The 15,921-nt window shown below is 64.3% G+C and carries 15 protein-coding genes and 2 pseudogenes; 9 read left to right on the forward strand and 8 right to left on the reverse strand.

Going from position 1 to position 15,921, the window contains the following annotated elements:
* The 4 genes and pseudogenes from WCB02_RS06625 to rfaD form a co-directional block, all read right to left on the reverse strand.
* A pseudogene (locus WCB02_RS06625) lies at positions 1 to 504 on the reverse strand (capsular biosynthesis protein); the annotation flags it as partial.
* 98 nt (positions 505 to 602) lie between these two features.
* A complete protein-coding gene (locus WCB02_RS06630; RefSeq protein ID WP_423957037.1) occupies positions 603 to 1,889 on the reverse strand; it encodes an O-antigen ligase family protein in 1,287 nt (428 codons plus the stop codon).
* Positions 1,886 to 3,358, reverse strand: coding sequence for a D-glycero-beta-D-manno-heptose-7-phosphate kinase (rfaE1, locus tag WCB02_RS06635; RefSeq protein WP_423957038.1), 1,473 nt, complete (start codon positions 3,356 to 3,358; stop codon positions 1,886 to 1,888). Before rfaE1 ends, WCB02_RS06630 begins: the two co-directional genes overlap by 4 nt.
* A gap of 22 nt (positions 3,359 to 3,380) precedes the next feature.
* Positions 3,381 to 4,361 (reverse strand): ADP-glyceromanno-heptose 6-epimerase, encoded by a 981-nt coding sequence (rfaD, locus tag WCB02_RS06640; protein ID WP_423957039.1) that lies wholly within the window; start codon positions 4,359 to 4,361, stop codon positions 3,381 to 3,383.
* 190 nt (positions 4,362 to 4,551) lie between these two features.
* Between rfaD and waaF the strand changes: the two genes are divergently transcribed.
* Together waaF and WCB02_RS06650 are read left to right on the forward strand one after the other, a co-directional pair.
* Complete coding sequence (gene waaF / locus WCB02_RS06645; RefSeq protein WP_423957040.1) at positions 4,552 to 5,613, forward strand: lipopolysaccharide heptosyltransferase II; 1,062 nt, start codon at positions 4,552 to 4,554, stop codon at positions 5,611 to 5,613.
* Positions 5,610 to 6,152 (forward strand): HAD family hydrolase, encoded by a 543-nt coding sequence (locus WCB02_RS06650; protein WP_423957041.1) that lies wholly within the window; start codon positions 5,610 to 5,612, stop codon positions 6,150 to 6,152. The genes waaF and WCB02_RS06650 overlap by 4 nt, the downstream gene beginning before the upstream one ends.
* On the opposite strand, the gene WCB02_RS06655 is transcribed toward WCB02_RS06650, so the two are convergent.
* Positions 6,134 to 7,180 (reverse strand): glycosyltransferase family 4 protein, encoded by a 1,047-nt coding sequence (locus WCB02_RS06655; RefSeq protein WP_423957042.1) that lies wholly within the window; start codon positions 7,178 to 7,180, stop codon positions 6,134 to 6,136. The genes WCB02_RS06650 and WCB02_RS06655 overlap by 19 nt on opposite strands.
* Positions 7,181 to 7,309: 129 nt before the next feature.
* On the opposite strand from WCB02_RS06655, the gene galE reads away from it, so the two are divergent.
* The 4 genes from galE to WCB02_RS06675 all read left to right on the forward strand — a co-directional run bounded on the left by galE (position 7,310) and on the right by WCB02_RS06675 (position 11,798).
* Complete coding sequence (gene galE / locus WCB02_RS06660) at positions 7,310 to 8,323, forward strand: UDP-glucose 4-epimerase GalE (protein WP_423957043.1); 1,014 nt, start codon at positions 7,310 to 7,312, stop codon at positions 8,321 to 8,323.
* Between the two features lie 107 nt (positions 8,324 to 8,430).
* Complete coding sequence (locus WCB02_RS06665) at positions 8,431 to 10,233, forward strand: ABC transporter ATP-binding protein (RefSeq protein ID WP_423957044.1); 1,803 nt, start codon at positions 8,431 to 8,433, stop codon at positions 10,231 to 10,233.
* Positions 10,234 to 10,394: 161 nt separating this feature from the next.
* Entirely contained in the window at positions 10,395 to 11,030 is a 636-nt protein-coding gene (locus tag WCB02_RS06670) for a hypothetical protein (protein WP_423957045.1), read from the forward strand.
* A gap of 66 nt (positions 11,031 to 11,096) precedes the next feature.
* The gene (locus WCB02_RS06675; RefSeq protein ID WP_423957046.1) at positions 11,097 to 11,798 is read left to right on the forward strand and encodes a fumarylacetoacetate hydrolase family protein; all 702 of its coding nucleotides are present in this window, start codon (positions 11,097 to 11,099) and stop codon (positions 11,796 to 11,798) included.
* 85 nt (positions 11,799 to 11,883) lie between these two features.
* Here the strand turns inward: WCB02_RS06675 and WCB02_RS06680 are convergent, their stop codons facing one another.
* The gene (locus tag WCB02_RS06680) at positions 11,884 to 12,039 is read right to left on the reverse strand and encodes a hypothetical protein (RefSeq protein ID WP_423957047.1); all 156 of its coding nucleotides are present in this window, start codon (positions 12,037 to 12,039) and stop codon (positions 11,884 to 11,886) included.
* Positions 12,040 to 12,314: 275 nt separating this feature from the next.
* Between WCB02_RS06680 and WCB02_RS06685 the strand changes: the two genes are divergently transcribed.
* The 3 genes from WCB02_RS06685 (at position 12,315) to WCB02_RS06695 (ending at position 15,160) form a co-directional block, all read left to right on the forward strand.
* A complete protein-coding gene (locus tag WCB02_RS06685; RefSeq protein WP_423957048.1) occupies positions 12,315 to 13,547 on the forward strand; it encodes a molybdopterin-dependent oxidoreductase in 1,233 nt (410 codons plus the stop codon).
* Between the two features lie 12 nt (positions 13,548 to 13,559).
* The gene (locus WCB02_RS06690; RefSeq protein ID WP_423957049.1) at positions 13,560 to 13,895 is read left to right on the forward strand and encodes a cytochrome c; all 336 of its coding nucleotides are present in this window, start codon (positions 13,560 to 13,562) and stop codon (positions 13,893 to 13,895) included.
* A 131-nt stretch (positions 13,896 to 14,026) separates the two neighbouring features.
* Complete coding sequence (locus tag WCB02_RS06695; protein WP_423957050.1) at positions 14,027 to 15,160, forward strand: glycosyltransferase family protein; 1,134 nt, start codon at positions 14,027 to 14,029, stop codon at positions 15,158 to 15,160.
* Here WCB02_RS06695 and WCB02_RS06700 read toward each other — a convergent pair.
* Positions 15,124 to 15,552 (reverse strand): DUF1810 domain-containing protein, encoded by a 429-nt coding sequence (locus WCB02_RS06700; RefSeq protein WP_423957051.1) that lies wholly within the window; start codon positions 15,550 to 15,552, stop codon positions 15,124 to 15,126. The genes WCB02_RS06695 and WCB02_RS06700 overlap by 37 nt on opposite strands.
* Before the next feature lie 26 nt (positions 15,553 to 15,578).
* A pseudogene (locus WCB02_RS06705) lies at positions 15,579 to 15,921 on the reverse strand (FAD-containing monooxygenase EthA); the annotation flags it as partial.

Here is a 15,921-nt window from a genome sequence, read left to right on the forward strand (position 1 = left end):
CAACAGGATCTCGGCGTCCGCGGCACGGCCGACCAGCAGCGCGGGCGAAGCATCTTCCGCGCGCGCGTGATGGCGCACGCGGGTATAGCGAAAATAGCGATAGGCGAAACGCAGGGCGCTCAGGAACGAGACCTCGAGAAACCAGTAGAGGATGATCGTCACCTTGCCGAAGAAATAGGCTCCATGCACATTGGGCGCGACGAGAATATAGTCCATCACCAGCAGCGCCGTGGTCAGGACGGTCGCGACGCGCAGGATGTTGAGCGCATCGGGCAGCGAGATGAAGCGCCATTTCGTCGTCGTCAGCTTGAAGAAGTAACAGACGACGAGGCTCAGAAGCAGAAAATAGGGCAGAATGCGCAGCAGCAGCGGCAGGCGGTCGAAGAAGCCGTCGCCGCCCTCGAAGCGCAGGTAGAATGCCACAATGAACGCCAGCGCCGTCGCGATGACGTCATGGGCGGCGATCAGGAAGTTGCGCAAGGTGAGATGCGAGAAACGCGTCATTCAGGGACCGACACACGACTTATCCGGGGTTCACGACAACGTTCCCGCGTTGCGTTGCTGATAACCTATCTTGTGCCGCCGAGCCAGCGCCGACCGACTCAGGAACTCATGCCGCCCGCCACGCCGCCGGCCAGCCGCTGCTTCAGCACCATTCCTGCGGCGACGCCGACGCCGAGCACATACATCCATCCCTCGTGAAAATCGAAAATGTGGGAATTGAACAGCGAGGTAAAGATATTCTGCACCACCACCAGTAATCCGATCCAGTTCGCCAGCCCTTCGCCGCGAAACAGCAGGAGATGCAGCAGCCACATCGCATATAACACGATAATTCCGAGCAGGCCCCACTGAACGGCCACATTCAGCGTCTGGTTGTGCGGGTTGCCGATCACCTTGGCCGCGGCAAGGTCGGCGGGGCCCGTGGCCGCCTGCTGAAAAAGCCCGCGCGTCGAGCCGGTGCCATGGCCGATCGCGGGAGCTTCGGCAAAAAATCGCAGCGACTTCCGCCAGTATTCCAGCCGCTCGCCGATCGAGGTGGACGTCCCCTGCTCCATGTAGAGCTGATAATCCCGCTTGAAGGTCGTGACCTTCCATTGCAGCTGGGGCGAAGCCGCCCAGGCGGCAAGGCCGGCCAGGCTCACCGCGACGAAGATCACGACATTGGTCCGCCATGTCAAATGCAGCAGGCCGAATACCGCCAGCGTCACCGGCATCGTCACCAGCGCGGTCCGCGAGACCGTGACAAACGCCATGTTGACGACGAAGCTCAGGGCGATCGCGGCCAGCAGCAGCGCCAGCCGCCTTTTCTGCGCGCGCCACGACGTGATGATCGGATAGGTCAGCGCCACGGCGCAGAGCGCGAACTCCTGGCTTTGATCGATGTAGTTCTTGACGAAGATTCCGGGAGTGGCTCCCGGACCTGACTTCAGCGCCAAATGCGGATCGAATGCGACGATCCAGGACATCGCCATCAGCAGCGTGCACGATACCAGAAAGGCCAGGAATACCGCTCGTCCCCGCTCCGAGCGTTCGAAATGATAGAACAGGACCGGCAGCACCAGGAGTTTTGCGGTCGGAAAAACCGCGTAGAGCCGCACCCCCCATGGCGCGTCCGACCACAACGTGCCAACGAGCGCCAGCAGAAAGAAGGCGATCGGCACCCAGGCGATCGGACGCCTGAGGGAGCGCAGGAAGGCCTCGACGTCGAGATACGGCACCATCGCGGCCAGCATGACGACCGCGAAGATGGCGACCAGCGATGTCGACCAGGGCAGCGACAGCACGAGCAGGATGGCAAAGACATCGACGGTGGTCATCCAGGCCGCCGGCCCGCGCCACAGCCTGACCAGTGTCGCGAGCGTCGCGTTGCCAGCGATCGCCGTCACGCCTTGCCCCCGCGCGCGCGATTGACCAGCGAGGTCGTGCTGAAGCCCGGCAGGACGTCGACCAGCATCACGGCGCCGCCCTGGGCTTCGACGATGTCGTGACCGACCACCTTGTCGCGGGTATAGTCGCCGCCTTTGACCAGAACGATCGGCCTGACCTGCGTGATCAGCCGGATCGGCGTGTCCTCCTCGAAGATGGCGACGAGATCGACCGCCTCCAGCGCCGCCAGCACCTCCGCGCGCGCCCGCTCGTCCTGGACCGGCCTGCCCTCGCCCTTCAGCCGCTTGACCGAGGCGTCACTGTTCAGGCCGACAACCAGGCGGTCGCAGCCGGCGCGCGCGGCCGTCAGAACCTTGACGTGGCCGGGATGCAGAATGTCGAAACAGCCGTTGGTGAATCCGATTCGGAGCCCCTGCTTGCGCCAGTCCGCCAGATGGGCGTCGAGGTCGCCGTCCGGTCCGAGGATCTTCTCCTCCGCGGCGAGGAAGGCGTGCGGCAGGATCTTGCGCCGCAGCTCGGTGACCGTCACGCTGGCCGTGCCCTTCTTGCTGACCGAGACGGCTGCCGCCGCGCTCGCCATCAGAAGCGACGTCTCCCAGTCGGCGCCGGCCGCCAGCACCGTGGCCAGCACGGCGGCCACCGTGTCGCCGGCACCCGAGACGTCGCGCACCTTGACCGGATGCGCCGGGACGTGGATCGGCTCGCCATTGCGCTGAACCAGCGTCATGCCACGCTCACTGAGCGTCACCAGGATGGCCTCGCAGTCGGCAAGCTGCATCGCATCCTGGGCTGCTTCGGCGATGCTTTCGTCGCTGTCGGCGCGGCTGCGCGTCGCTTCGGAAAACTCCTTGCGATTGGGCGTCAACAGCGTTGCGCCACGATAGATCGCAAAATTCGCGCTCTTGGGATCGACGATCACGCGCTTGCCGAGCTTGCGGGCGGCGTCGATGACGTTGCGGATCACCCGCGCCGTCAGCACCCCCTTGGCATAGTCGGACAGCAGCACGATATCGGCGCGCGCCACCTGCGGCAGGATGGCATCGATCAGCTCCTGTTCGACGCGGTCTCGCGCCGGCGCTGCTTTTTCCCAATCCGCGCGCAGCATGTGGGTGGAGAAGTGCTCGGAGACGAAGCGCACCTTGCGCGTCGTCGGTCGCGACGGGTCGCAGACCAGCACGCTCTCGATCCGGCTCTCTCCGGCGAGCTCGGCCTTGAGCCTGGCGCCGGCGTCATCGGCGCCGATCAGTCCGACGAAGATGCAGCGCGCGCCAAGCGAGGCGATATTGCGCGCGACGTTGCCGGCGCCGCCGACATTGGTCTCACTGCGTTGGACTGCGATCACCGGCGCGGGCGCTTCCGGCGAGATCCGCGACACCTCGCCATAGACGAATTCGTCGAGCATGAGATCGCCGACGCAAAGCACCGTCCGGTTCGCCATCGCATCTGATAGGCTATCGAAATCGAACATCTTCACCCGCGTAGTTGCGACGTCAGCGGAACCGGTCGGCGGCATCGAGGAAGTTCTTCACGTAGAGCGAGACCGCATCTTCCAGCGCGGTAAAGCCGCCATTGTAGCCGGCGCCGCGCAGCCGATCGACGTCGCTCTGCGTGAAATACTGGTAGCTGTCGCGAATCGCCTCCGGCATATCGATATATTGGATATTCGCCCGCGTGCCGAGCGCGGCATAGGCCGCCAGAATCAGATCCTTGAAGCTGCGCGCCGTCCCAGTACCGACGTTGAACAGCCCGCTGACCGAGGGGGCGGCGAGCAGCCACATCATCACCCGCACCACGTCGTCGACGTAGATGAAATCGCGGCGCTGGTCGCCGTCGGCGATGCCGTCGCGATGGGACTTGAACAGCTGCACGCCACGGCCGGCCCTGATGTCGTCGAAGCGGCGCGCCAGGACGCTCATCATCGGCCCCTTGTGATATTCGTTGGGGCCGAACACGTTGAAGAATTTGAGGCCCACCCATTGCGGCGGCAGCTTTTCGCCCTGTTCCGCGCGCGCGGCGACCGCCATGTCGAACAGATGCTTGCTCCAGCCGTACAGGTTCATCGGCCGCAAGGCCTTCAGCGCGGTCAGCGCGGGGTCATCGCCGAACCCCTGGAGACCGTCGCCATAGGTCGCAGCCGACGAGGCGTAGATGAACGGCGTCTCCGTCATCGTGCACCAGTCGAGCAGCCGCAGCGAAAGGCGGAAGTTGTTTGCGATCACGAGATCGCCGTCGGTCGCGGTGGTCTCCGAGATCGCGCCGAGATGGATGACGGCCTCGAGCCCGCGGCCCTCCAGCCAGCGTTCGAGTTCGGCGGGCGGCACGAGATCGACAAGCTGCCGCTTGGCGAGATTGCGCCATTTGCCGTCGCAGCCAAGCATGTCGCAGACCACCACGTCGGTGCGGCCGGCATCGTTCAGCGCGGCCACGACATTCGATCCGATAAAGCCGGCGCCGCCGGTGACCAGCAACATCCCGTTCCGTGATCCTGTTCCAGGGGCCCCATGATTTGCGCCGCCAGCTTTGCCCCAGTCGCCGCCCGCAGGCAACTTGGGTCAGGGAGCTGGTAGCTTGTCCCACCCGATCCGGCTTTACCTGCAGGAAGCGAGCGGCTACCGACAGGGCAAAATCAAAGCGCGTCCGGAAGACCCACACCACAAAAGAATGAACATTAATTCACCCAATATTGAGGCAGAGGACGCGGCTGACAGCAGTCCGATCCTGATCGTGCCCTATATGTGGATCGGCGATTTCGTCCGGGGCCACACTGTGGTGCGGGTGTTGAAAGAGCGTTGGCCGAATCGGCCGGTCGATCTCCTGACCACGTCGCTTTGCGCCCCTCTGGTCGATTACATGCCGGGCGTACGGGCTGGAATCGTCTGGGACCTGCCGCGGAGCCGGCTGGCCCTGGCCAGGCAGTGGGGCCTGGCGCGCCTTCTGAGGGCAAAGGGCTACCGCACTGCGCTCGTCCTGCCCCGCACCTGGAAATCGGCCCTGGCGCCCGCGCTGGCCGCCATCCCGGAGCGGATCGGCTTTGTCGGCGAGTTCCGGTTCGGCCTGCTCAACCGATGGCGCTGGGGCGAGAAGGCGCTGCCGCGCTTCATCGACAAGAACGCCGCGCTGGCGCTCCCGGACGGGGCCCGGATTCCTCCGGAATGGCCAGTGCCGCAGCTCGAAGTGCCCGCGGGCGAGGCCGCGCGCTGGCGGCAGGCCAATGGGCTTGGGGACAGCACGGCCGTGGCCCTGGCCCCCGGCTCGGTCGGCGCCGCCAAGCGCTGGACCTCCTATCCGGAAGCGGCCCGGCTGCTCGCGCAAAGAGGCATCGACATCTGGGTGGTCGGCGGCCCCGGCGAAAAGGCGCTGGCCCAGGAGATCGTCGCAGCCGGCGGCGCCAAGGTGCGCGACCTCACGGGCGCCGACCTGCGCAACGGCGTTCTGGCGATGGCGGCGGCAAAACTGGCGATTTCCAACGATTCCGGCCTTATGCACATCGCCGCCGCCTTGGGCACGCCGACCATGGGCATTTTCGGTCCAACCAGCCCCTATCTCTGGGCGCCACTGAACGGCCTTGCCGCGACGATTCAGACCAAGACACAGGTGCCCTGCCAGCCCTGCCAGCGCCCGGTGTGCCGGATGAACGACCATCGCTGCATGCGGGACATCCCGGCGTCCGACGTGGTCGAAATCGCCGGGCGCGCGCTCGACCAGGCAGGGGCAACCAAATGAACAGCACGACCACCGAAGACGCCGTCGCCAGACCCGCCGCGTTTCTCGACCGCGACGGCGTCGTCAATCATGACGACGGCTATATGGGCACCAAGGAGCGGATTCGCTGGATGCCGAACGCGGCGAAGGCGATCCGGCGGCTGAACGAGGCCGGCTACTTCGTGTTCTTCTTCACCAATCAGTCCGGCGTCGCGCGCGGCTTCTTCAGCGAACACGACCTCAACACGCTGCATGACTGGATGCGTGCCGAACTGCTGGCGCAGGGCGCCCGCATCGACGATGTCAGGTATTGCCCGCATCACCCGGACGGCACGATCGAGGGTTATCTCGAGGATCATCATTGGCGCAAACCCGCGCCTGGCATGATCCATGACCTGATGCTGCACTGGCCGGTCCGACACCAGGGCAGCTTCGTGATCGGCGACCGGCCGACCGACATCGAAGCCGCGACAGCGGCGGCCTTGCCGGGATTCTTGTTTCCGGGCGGCGATCTCGACGCTTTCGTCGCCGACGTGATGGCTCAGACCAGGGCGCGATAGACAGCCGCAATCCTTCCCGCTTCCGCGTCCAGGCTGAATCTTTCCAAGACCCGTTGCCGCGCCCGCGCGCCCATCGCAGCCGCGGCCTCAGGGTCGCGCATCAACGGCTCGAGCGCGCAGACCAGCGCATCGGCATCGCCGGGCGGTGTCAGCACCCCGGTCACGCCGTCCTCGACGAGGAGTTCGGCTGCGCCGGCGCGCGCGGCGACCAGCGCTGCCCCCGCCGACATCGCCTCGATCAGCGTCAACCCGAACCCCTCATTGCGCGAGGTGAAAGCGTAGATGGTCAGGCGGGGGTACCAGCGCTGCACCTCCTCGATCGGCAGTTCGCCGGTCATGACGATGCGTGAGGCGAGGCCCGCGGCCGCGATCCGTGTCTTCAGGTCGTTGGCGAAGCCCTGCTGCTCCATCGTGATCGCGCCGACAACGACCGCGGTATAGTCGGGATAGCGCGGCAGCAATCGGCACATCGCGTCGACGAACAAATCGCTGCCCTTCTGCGCACGGACCCGGCCGAAGCAGCCGATCGCATAGCGCCCGGGCAGCCCGCTTGCGGCGAACGCCGCGGCGCGATCGGAGACCGGCGCGTAAATCTCGGTATCGACGCCGTGCGGAATCACGGTCGCCGCGCGCTTGAGATAGGACGCGGAGAGCTCGCTGGTTGCTATGATCGCGTCCATCCGCCGGATCAGCCAGCGTGTGATCCAGCTGTGATGACGTTGCGCGGCCGAGGTGAACACCAGCTTCAGCGGCCAGCCCAGCGCTCGCAGCAACACGCCGGCGATCATCTCGTTGTTGCGCCTGGCGTGCCAGATCAGCGGGGTCCGGCGACGCCACAGTCCCAGGAGATCGGCCAGGCCGATCCGTGCAATTCCTTCAGGCGCGCTGGAGCCGAGCCATGCGGCGCGCATCAGCTTTGCCAGTTTAGGCGCGACCATCCGGTTGGTCGCGGTGACCCCTGAATAGCGTCGGTGCAGATTCGGCACGATCAACTGCAGATCAGAGGGCACATTGGCTTCAATCGGCACTCATCGCTCCATTTCGCGGGATGTCCTATATGCAACATTAAGCATGGTGGCCAGTTCAGCGCTTTCGAAAACTCTCTCTTCACCGCAGGATCGCGAGCCTCCGCCCGTATTGGAGACGGGTGAGCAATCATGACTGTGCTTGTCACCGGCGGTGCCGGCTATATCGGAAGTCACATGGTCCATGCGCTGGTCGACGCCAGTGAGCGCGTCGTCGTGATCGACAATCTCTCGACCGGCTTCGCCGCATTTCTGCCGCAAGGAGCGCCGCTGGTCGTCGGCGATGCCGGCGACGAAAATCTCGTCGAGAGCGTGATCGTGCAGCACGGCGTCGAGAGCATCATCCACTTCGCGGGCTCGGTGGTGGTGCCGGACTCGCTGCGTGACCCGCTCGGCTACTACCGCAACAACACCATGACGACCCGCAGCCTGCTCAATGCGGCGGTAAAGACGGGCATCAACCGCTTCATCTTTTCCTCGACCGCCGCAGTCTACGGCAATTCCGATCAAATGCCGGTGCGCGAGGATGCGCAGACGCGGCCATTGTCGCCCTACGGCTCCTCGAAGCTGATGACCGAAATCATGCTGCACGACACAGCCTCCGCGCACGGCATGAGCTATGTCGTGCTGCGCTATTTCAACGTCGCCGGCGCCGATCCGCAGGCGCGCATCGGCCTCGCAACTGTCGGCGCGACCCATCTCCTGAAGATCGCGGTCGAGGCCGCAACCGGCCAGCGCGCCAAGATCGACGTGTACGGCACCGACTATCCGACGCCGGACGGCAGCTGCATCCGCGATTTCATTCACGTCGCCGATCTCGCGCAGGCGCATCGCGCGGCATTGTCCTACCTGCGCGGCGGCGGCGCCTCCATGACATTGAACTGCGGCTATGGCCGCGGCACCTCCGTGCTCGAAACCATCGAGGCGGTCAGGCGCGTCTCCGGCCGCAATTTTGCCGTCCAATATGCGCCGCGCCGGCCCGGCGACATCATGGCCATGGTCGCCGACACCACCCGGATGCGCGCCACGCTCGACTGGGCACCGCGATACGATGATCTGGACACCATCGCAGCGCATGCGCTGGCCTGGGAAGAAAAACTGTTCCACGAGCGCCACGGCGAGATTCAGCACGCCGTCTCGGCCTAGATTCGCCTCGCCTGCAAGCGCTTTATTGGGCTTGAAAAAGCCGGGCATAGCAGGCAATCAGCGCGGGACGCGCCGCCAGGCCTCGACCGGCGCCGCCAGGGAACGGGATGGCCGGCTTTCCGAAGAAAATCACTGACGACCCCCATGGCGCCGCGGTCCTGATCCGCCGCCTGATCATGGAGCAGGCGGCCGCCCACTGGCGGCGTTATCTGACCGCGTTCGTGTTGATGGGCGTGGCGGCGGGGGCGACCGCTCTGTCCGCCTACATCCTCGGACAAGCCATCAATCAGGCCTACATCGCCAAGAACGTGCCGGGAATCGCGATCTATTCGGGCGCGATCGCGGTGCTGTTCCTGATCAAGGGCCTGTCGACCTATGGTCAGACCGTCATCCTGTCGAAGATCAGCAATGCGATCCTCGCCAACAACCAGCGCCGGCTGTTTGCAAAACTGATGAGCGAGAGCGTCGGTTTTTTCTCGGAGCGGCATTCATCCGAGTTTCTGGCGCGCCTGACCGCGGGCGCCAACTCGGTGACGCAGGTGCTCACGCTGCTGATCAACGCGGTCGGCCGCGACTTCCTCTCGCTCGTCGGCCTCGTCGTCGTCATGGTGGTGCAGGATCCCGTGATGTCGCTGTTCGGATTGCTGGTGGCCCCGCCGGCGATGCTGGTGCTGCGCAAGCTCGTGAAGCGGATCAAGGGACTGGCCTATAACCAGTTCACCGGCACCGCCGACATTCTCGAAACCATGCAGGAATCGCTGCAGGGCATCCGTACGGTGAAAGCCTTCACGCTCGAACAGACCATGCATGCGCGCATCAACGAGAACATCGAGTCCGTCGAGCACAACGCCAACAAGATGGCGCGGGTCTCCAACCGGTCCAGCCCGCTGATGGAAACCCTGGGCGGCATCGCGGTCGCCGGAGGAACCTTGTATGGCGGCTACGCCGTGGTGGCGCAGGGCGCGACCCCGGGCCAGTTCTTCTCATTCCTGACCGCATTCCTGCTGGCCTACGAGCCCGCCAAGCGGCTGGCCCGGCTCAACATCGATCTCAACAGCAATCTGGTCGGCGCGCGCATGCTGCTCGACATCGTCGACAGTCCGGCGAGCGAACGTCCCGACGACGACAAGCCGCCGCTGAAACTGAGTGACGCGCGGGTCGAATTGCGCGACGTCAGCTTCGCCTATCGCGACGGCGAGCTCGTGCTCAACCGCATGAGTTTTGTCGCCGAGCCCGGCAGGGTCACGGCGCTGGTCGGCCCCTCCGGCGGCGGCAAGTCGACGGTACTGGCGCTGCTGTTGCGCTTTTACGAAATTTCTCAGGGCGACATCCTGATTGATGGCCAGTCGATCGCGGCGGTGTCGCGGCGCTCGCTGCGCCAGCAGACCGCCTATGTCGGGCAGGACGTCTATCTGTTCCGCGACTCCATCCGCCAAAACATCGCGTTCGGAAAGCAGGGCGCGACCGAGGCCGAGATCATCGAGGCCGCCAAAGCCGCCTGCGCCCATGACTTCATCACGGCTTTTCCGCTCGGCTACGACACGCCGGTCGGCGAGCATGGCGCGCAACTGTCCGGTGGCCAGCGCCAGCGCATCGCGGTGGCGCGGGCGCTGATCAAGAACGCGCCGATCATTCTGCTCGACGAGGCGACCGCGGCATTGGATTCGGAATCCGAAAAGCAGGTGCAGGCGGCGATCGAGCATCTCTGCCAGGGCCGCACCACCATCGTCATCGCGCACCGCCTGCACACCATCATGAATTCCGATGCGATCCTGGTGGTCGAGGCCGGCGAGATCGTCGAACGCGGGCGACACGACGACCTGTTGCGCCGCGGCGGCCGCTACGCCTCGTTCTTCCGGTTGCAGCAGCGGGACATGGCCGGCCTGGCGCCGATCAGCGCAACGGCGTGAGGTCTTGCGCGGGGCACCGCCCCGATTGTTTTTGGTCGAGAGGGCGGTGCTGGCAGTGGTCTCAAAGCGTGGTCCGAGCCTTTTAGGGAACAAATACAACCTTTGATAACGAACTCGGCGTAGCTTCTCGCGATTGGACGCTTGCGTGGGAGATCAGCACGATGCGCTCGATCTCGATCTGGGCCGTCCTCATCTCCAACGCCGGGCAACTCGGCATGGCGCTCGCGATCCTCGTGGTCACGGCGTTGTCGACCCTGGGCGTCATGTGGGCGCTGGCCGGACTTCCGCCCGACATCGACCCGATCACGGATCAGCTCAAAGCGTCATCTGCCTTCGTATCATTGATCGCGTCGCTCTCGATCGTAACGTCGTCGCTCGCCGCCGGCTATGTTGCCGGTCGCATCGCGGGACGGCGTCCGGTCCTCCATGGCGCGCTCTCGGGCTGTGCCGGGTTCATCCTCCTGATCTGTTTCGCGCTTGGCGGCTCGCCGTCGGATCAAGCGCGGCATGGCGGCCCCGGCGCAGGACCGCCGATGCCGGCCTTGTTGAGCGCATCCTTGTTTCTTGGAACTCCGCTGCTCGGCGCGTTCGGTGGCCTCGTCGCAGGACAGTCGGCTTACCGCCGAGACCGGCGCGGGCGGCGATCGCGCCGGCAGCGCAAGCCGGCCAGCTCGCGCAGCCGAATGCGCGGTCCGGCGCTGCCAGCAACGAGACCAGAGGCGGCGCAAGTGAAAATCTTTCCGGCAGTACGGACCTCGCGATGGAACGTTCACGACCTGCCTACGCCCCGGTACTAGCCGCGATCCGCGCAATCGCGTAAAGACGACCCGGTCTCCTTCCATTAACCCATCCGGGCCCCCTTCATGAACGACACCTCCTTCGTCATTCCCGCCCCACCGCAGGCCGCCATCCCGGTGGCCGGAGAGTCCAGATCGTTTCCCGTACGCCGCATCTGGTGCGTCGGCCGCAATTACCTGGAGCACATCCGCGAGATGGGAAATGACGAGCGGGCGCCCCCATTCTTCTTCGCCAAGCACGCCGACATGCTGGAAATGGACGGCGTCACCATCCCCTATCCGCCACTGACCAAGGACCTGCATCACGAGGTCGAGCTGATCGTGGCGATGAAGAGCGGTGGCTTGAACATCCCCGCCGACAAGGCGCTCGATCACATCTACGGCTATGCGGTCGGCCTCGACCTGACGCGGCGCGACCTGCAGCAAGCGGCTCGCAAGAAGGAACGGCCGTGGGAAATCGGCAAATCCTTCGACCATTCGGCGCCGTGCTCGGCACTGCAGCCGGCCGCCAAGATCGGCCATCCGGCAAAGGGCAAGATCTGGCTGTCGGTGAACGGTGCCGAGCGGCAGAAGGGCGATCTGACCGAGCTGATCTGGAGCGTGCCGGAGATCATCTGGCAGCTGTCCCAGCAGGTGGAGATCGGTGCCGGCGACATTATCATGACGGGCACACCGGCCGGCGTCGCCGCGCTGTCGCCCGGCGACAAGATCGAATGCGGCGTCGATGGCGTCGGCACGCTGAAGGTTTCGATCGGCGAACCGGCCTGAGGGCCTGTGGCGGGAACTGGCGTAAAGCGAGGCTCCCGACCCTGTCCGGGGCCTGCCTTGTTGATCCTGGGAAGCCCTCCGCTGGTCAGCCCCGCGCGATCGCCTGGAGCCCCTTGAAGGTCAGGCGCTTGGGGTCCTTGACGCCGGCCAGATACAGCGAGCGGATGAAGGACGTGACCGCATCGCGGTCGCAATCGGTCAGGGCAACGATGGCGTCGACCGCAATCTTCTGCGCTTCCATGGCCTTCCTCTTGCAAGCAGCCTCGAAAGCCACAGCGTAGGGAGTGGCGGTTAATCCGGCGTTAACCGTGTTCTGAGAATCCCCGATTCGCGCCGCCGGCCGAATACGCGAAATTGCGCATAGGCTGAGCCCAAAAGCGGGCGGCGGCTGATTATTCGATAGCTTCGCACACGGCGGTTTGGGCCGACCGGCCGCCAAGTTTCCATCATTCGATCGTGGAATAATCGGTGACACCCCGCGTCATACTCGAAACCATGAACCTGGGAGGAAAGAACATGTCACAGGACCGGAACAGGCGATCCGGCGTCAGCCGACGTGCATTTGTCGCGGGCTCCGGTGCCGCGACCCTTTCCCTTTTGGCCAGCCGCACGGTGGCCGGCGAAACGATCGATCTTGGGCTTGCCGGCGGTGGCGGCGAGCGCAGCATGACGACCGCGTTCCCGCAAAAGGGCAAGATGATCCTGCAGCGGACCCGGCCACCCCTGCTCGAAACCCCGTTGGAGGTCTTTGACGATGGCATTCTCACTCCGAACGACAAGTTCTTCGTGCGCTGGCATTGGGCCAACATCCCGACCGAGATCGACGCGGAGGCGTTCCGGCTGGTTGTCCGCGGCGAGGTAAATCTCAATCTGAACCTGTCATTGGCCGACCTGCAGGCGATGCCGGCGGTCGACCTCGTTGCGGTCAACCAATGTTCCGGCAATTCCCGGGGGCTGTTCTCGCCGCGCGTGCCGGGCGGGCAATGGGGCAACGGCGCAATGGGGAACGCGCGCTGGACCGGCGTTCGGCTGAAGGATCTGCTGGATAAAGCCGGCGTCAAGACCGGCGCCAAGACCGTCCGTTTCAACGGGCTGGACGAGCCGGTCGTCCCTGACGGACCCGATTTCATGAAATCGCTGTCGGTCGACCACGCCCGCGACGGCGAGGTGATGGTCGCCTACGCCATGAACGGCGAGCCGTTACCTCTGGTCAACGGTTTTCCGCTGCGCCTGATCGTTCCCGGCTGGTATTCGACCTATTGGGTCAAGATGCTCAGCGACATCGAGGTGATCGCGCAAGAGGACGACAATTTCTGGATGGCAAAGGCGTACCTGATCCCGGATACGCCGTTCGCGGCGGTCAAGCCGGGCGAGACCGGCTACAAATCCGTTCCGATCAATCGCATGCTGCCACGCTCGTTCGTCACCAACCTCAAGGCTGGCGCGAAGGTGCCGGCGAACGCGCCGCTTGTGCTGCGCGGCATTGCCTTCGGCGGCGACACGGGAGTCGGCAGGGTGGATATCTCCAGGGACCATGGTGCGACCTGGCAAGCCACCGAGCTCGGCAAGGATGAGGGAAAATACAGTTTTCGCCGCTGGCAAGCGTCGGTCGCGCCCGCACCGGGCGCGCAGCAGATCATGGTTCGCTGCACCAGCGCGTCGGGCGCAACGCAGCCGGGCGAAACCTACTGGAATCCCGGGGGCTTCATGCGCAACGTGATCGAAGCGATCAACTTCACCGCGGCCTGAGGGATCATCGTGATGTCCAGAACAAGCCTTTGTGCCATCGTGCTGACGGCCCCGCTCCTCCTCGGCGCCGCACCAGCCGCCGCCGCTTCCTCGCCGCTCAACTTCACGTCGGTCGATGTCGATCTTCCGTTCGGCGAGCGGATGTTTCCCGGTCCAAACGCCGACGCGATCAACAACAACTGCCTCGCCTGCCATTCAGCCGGTATGGTGCTGACGCAGCCGTCGTTGCCGCGCAAGACCTGGCAGGCCGAAGTCGAGAAGATGCGCAGCACCTACAAGGCGCCGGTCGCCGATCAGGATGTCGGGCCGATCGTCGACTATCTCGCCAAGCTCAAGGGCGCCGATTGATCGGGCGCACGATGCGTCAGGCGCCTAACCGGATTTTCAAGTTTTTCTCGACATGGCCTTTGGTAGAATAGTATTGACACCGTGCCCGAGCAGTCATTGGATGACGCAACCAGTGGCTCGAGGGAATACATTTGAGACTCTTCCAGAACGCCAGATATTATCCGGCGCTGCGCCCGCGAATTCGCGAACTGACAAGAAACGCCCCGACCTTCAAGGCCAAGATCGGCGCATTCGTGGACTTCAGATATTCGGCGGCGCATATCCTGCTGCCGATCGATCGGGGCGACGGCACGGCGTTTTTTACCAATGGCGACGATCCTGACCTGCAAAGAGTTTGGGCGCGCGAGCATGGGATGAGCCGGCGCGCCTCGCTGGTCGACATCCTGAAAGCACAGATCGAACACCACAAGACGGAGGTATTCTATAATCACGACGCCACCGGCTGGGATGCCGATTTCGTTCGGAGCTTGCCGGGCTGCGTCAAATACAAGATCGCATGGCACGCGGCACCGTTCCGCAATATCACGGCTCTCGCGGCCTATGACCGTGTGGTCTGCAATTTCCCGTCCATCCTCAGGGCGCTGCAGCAGGAAGGCTGCCGGGTCGAGTATTTCTTCCCGGCCTATGATGCCGAAATCGCGCCATTCGCGGCCCGGCAGGATCGACCGGTCGATGTGTTGTTTGTCGGCGGCTATACGCGCTATCATTGGCAGCGTGCTGCGGTCCTGGAACAGGTGGCCAGCCTGGCGGGCGACTGCAACATTGCGTTTCATCTCGATCGTTCGCGCCTGTGCAAGCTCGCGGAATCGCCGCTCGGACGCCTTCTCCCGATGGCGAAACATCGCCGGCCGGATGCGATCACGTCGATCGCGCAACCGGCCGCATTCGGTCGTGACTATTATGAATTGCTGTCGCGGGCCAAGATCGTCCTGAATGGCGCGATCGACATGGCGGGCGAGGACCGCGGCAACATGCGATGCTTCGAAACGCTTGGCGGCGGTTCGCTGCTGCTGTCCGATGAGGGTCTGTATCCCGAAGGGATGAAGGACGGCTCAACGATCACGACCTATCGATCGCCGGAGCATGCCGTCGAGCAGATCAGGCGTCTGCTCGACGACTCCGAAACAAGGCTGCGCCTCGCGAGCGCGGGACATGCGATGGTTTCGACGCTGTACTCCAAGGAACGGCAATGGACGCGCTTCGAGGATCTGGTTGCTTCGATCAAACCTCATTCCGACGCGCACAGGATGTCGAGTGTGGCCTGATCCCTGCCGCCTGGGTAGTAAGCCGCGATCGCCTGGTCAAAGATCGAATTGTCGGAGACGGCACCGAACAAGGTCATCGACGAGCGGAATTTCATGTCATCGGGCGAGCCCAGAATCTCGCCGATGGCGCGGTTCTTGATGGCAAGAACGAGTTCGGCGCATTCGATCAGGCGCGGTCCGAGGATGTCATGCGCGAGATATGCCCGCGCCTCGGCCCGCGAGCGCAGCGCGAAGCGCTGCGCCATCGCGGAAAAGCCGAGGCCTTGGATTTGCGGAAAGATAAACCACATCCAGTGGCTCCGCTTCCGCCCTTCGGACAATTGGCGCACCACCTGGGGATAGACATCTTCCTGCGCATCGACAAAACGCTGCAGGCCGAAGGGATCATTCACGCTGCCGTCCTTCTCGCGTTGGCGTCTCACGAATAGCGCATCACCCCGTCATCGACCTTGCCGTAACGCAGGGAGACGATGTCGAGCGCGTAGTTCTGGTACAGCCGCCATGGCCGTTTCGAGCCTTGTTTCGGCAGTTTCGCGACCGCGCGTTGCACGTAACCGGACGTGAAGCTCAGCGATGGCAACGCCTCGATCGTGGAATCATCGTTGTGCGGCCTGCATTGCCTGTAGCCGTGCCGGTCCATATAGTTGATCAGCCGGCAGACATATTCGCAGGTCAGATCGCATTTCAGCGTCCATGACGCGTTGGTGTAGCCCAGCGCGGCGGCGAGGTTGGGCACGTCCGAATACATCATGCCCTTGTAG

It is taken from the genome of Bradyrhizobium sp. (assembly GCF_049581145.1).
Classification (GTDB): Bacteria; Pseudomonadota; Alphaproteobacteria; order Rhizobiales; family Xanthobacteraceae; genus Bradyrhizobium.

What these genes read in the sequence shown, in the direction of transcription:
- WCB02_RS06690 (WP_423957049.1), top strand. Translation starts at nt 13,560, where the DNA reads ATGTCCAGAACAAGCCTTTGTGCCATCGTGCTGACGGCCCCGCTCCTC.
- WCB02_RS06670 (WP_423957045.1), top strand. Translation starts at nt 10,395, where the DNA reads ATGCGCTCGATCTCGATCTGGGCCGTCCTCATCTCCAACGCCGGGCAA.
- WCB02_RS06680 (WP_423957047.1), bottom strand. Translation starts at nt 12,039, where the DNA reads ATGGAAGCGCAGAAGATTGCGGTCGACGCCATCGTTGCCCTGACCGAT.
- galE (WP_423957043.1), top strand. Translation starts at nt 7,310, where the DNA reads ATGACTGTGCTTGTCACCGGCGGTGCCGGCTATATCGGAAGTCACATG.
- WCB02_RS06665 (WP_423957044.1), top strand. Translation starts at nt 8,431, where the DNA reads ATGGCCGGCTTTCCGAAGAAAATCACTGACGACCCCCATGGCGCCGCG.
- rfaE1 (WP_423957038.1), bottom strand. Translation starts at nt 3,358, where the DNA reads ATGTTCGATTTCGATAGCCTATCAGATGCGATGGCGAACCGGACGGTG.
- WCB02_RS06685 (WP_423957048.1), top strand. Translation starts at nt 12,315, where the DNA reads ATGTCACAGGACCGGAACAGGCGATCCGGCGTCAGCCGACGTGCATTT.
- WCB02_RS06675 (WP_423957046.1), top strand. Translation starts at nt 11,097, where the DNA reads ATGAACGACACCTCCTTCGTCATTCCCGCCCCACCGCAGGCCGCCATC.
- WCB02_RS06650 (WP_423957041.1), top strand. Translation starts at nt 5,610, where the DNA reads ATGAACAGCACGACCACCGAAGACGCCGTCGCCAGACCCGCCGCGTTT.
- waaF (WP_423957040.1), top strand. Translation starts at nt 4,552, where the DNA reads ATGAACATTAATTCACCCAATATTGAGGCAGAGGACGCGGCTGACAGC.
- rfaD (WP_423957039.1), bottom strand. Translation starts at nt 4,361, where the DNA reads ATGTTGCTGGTCACCGGCGGCGCCGGCTTTATCGGATCGAATGTCGTG.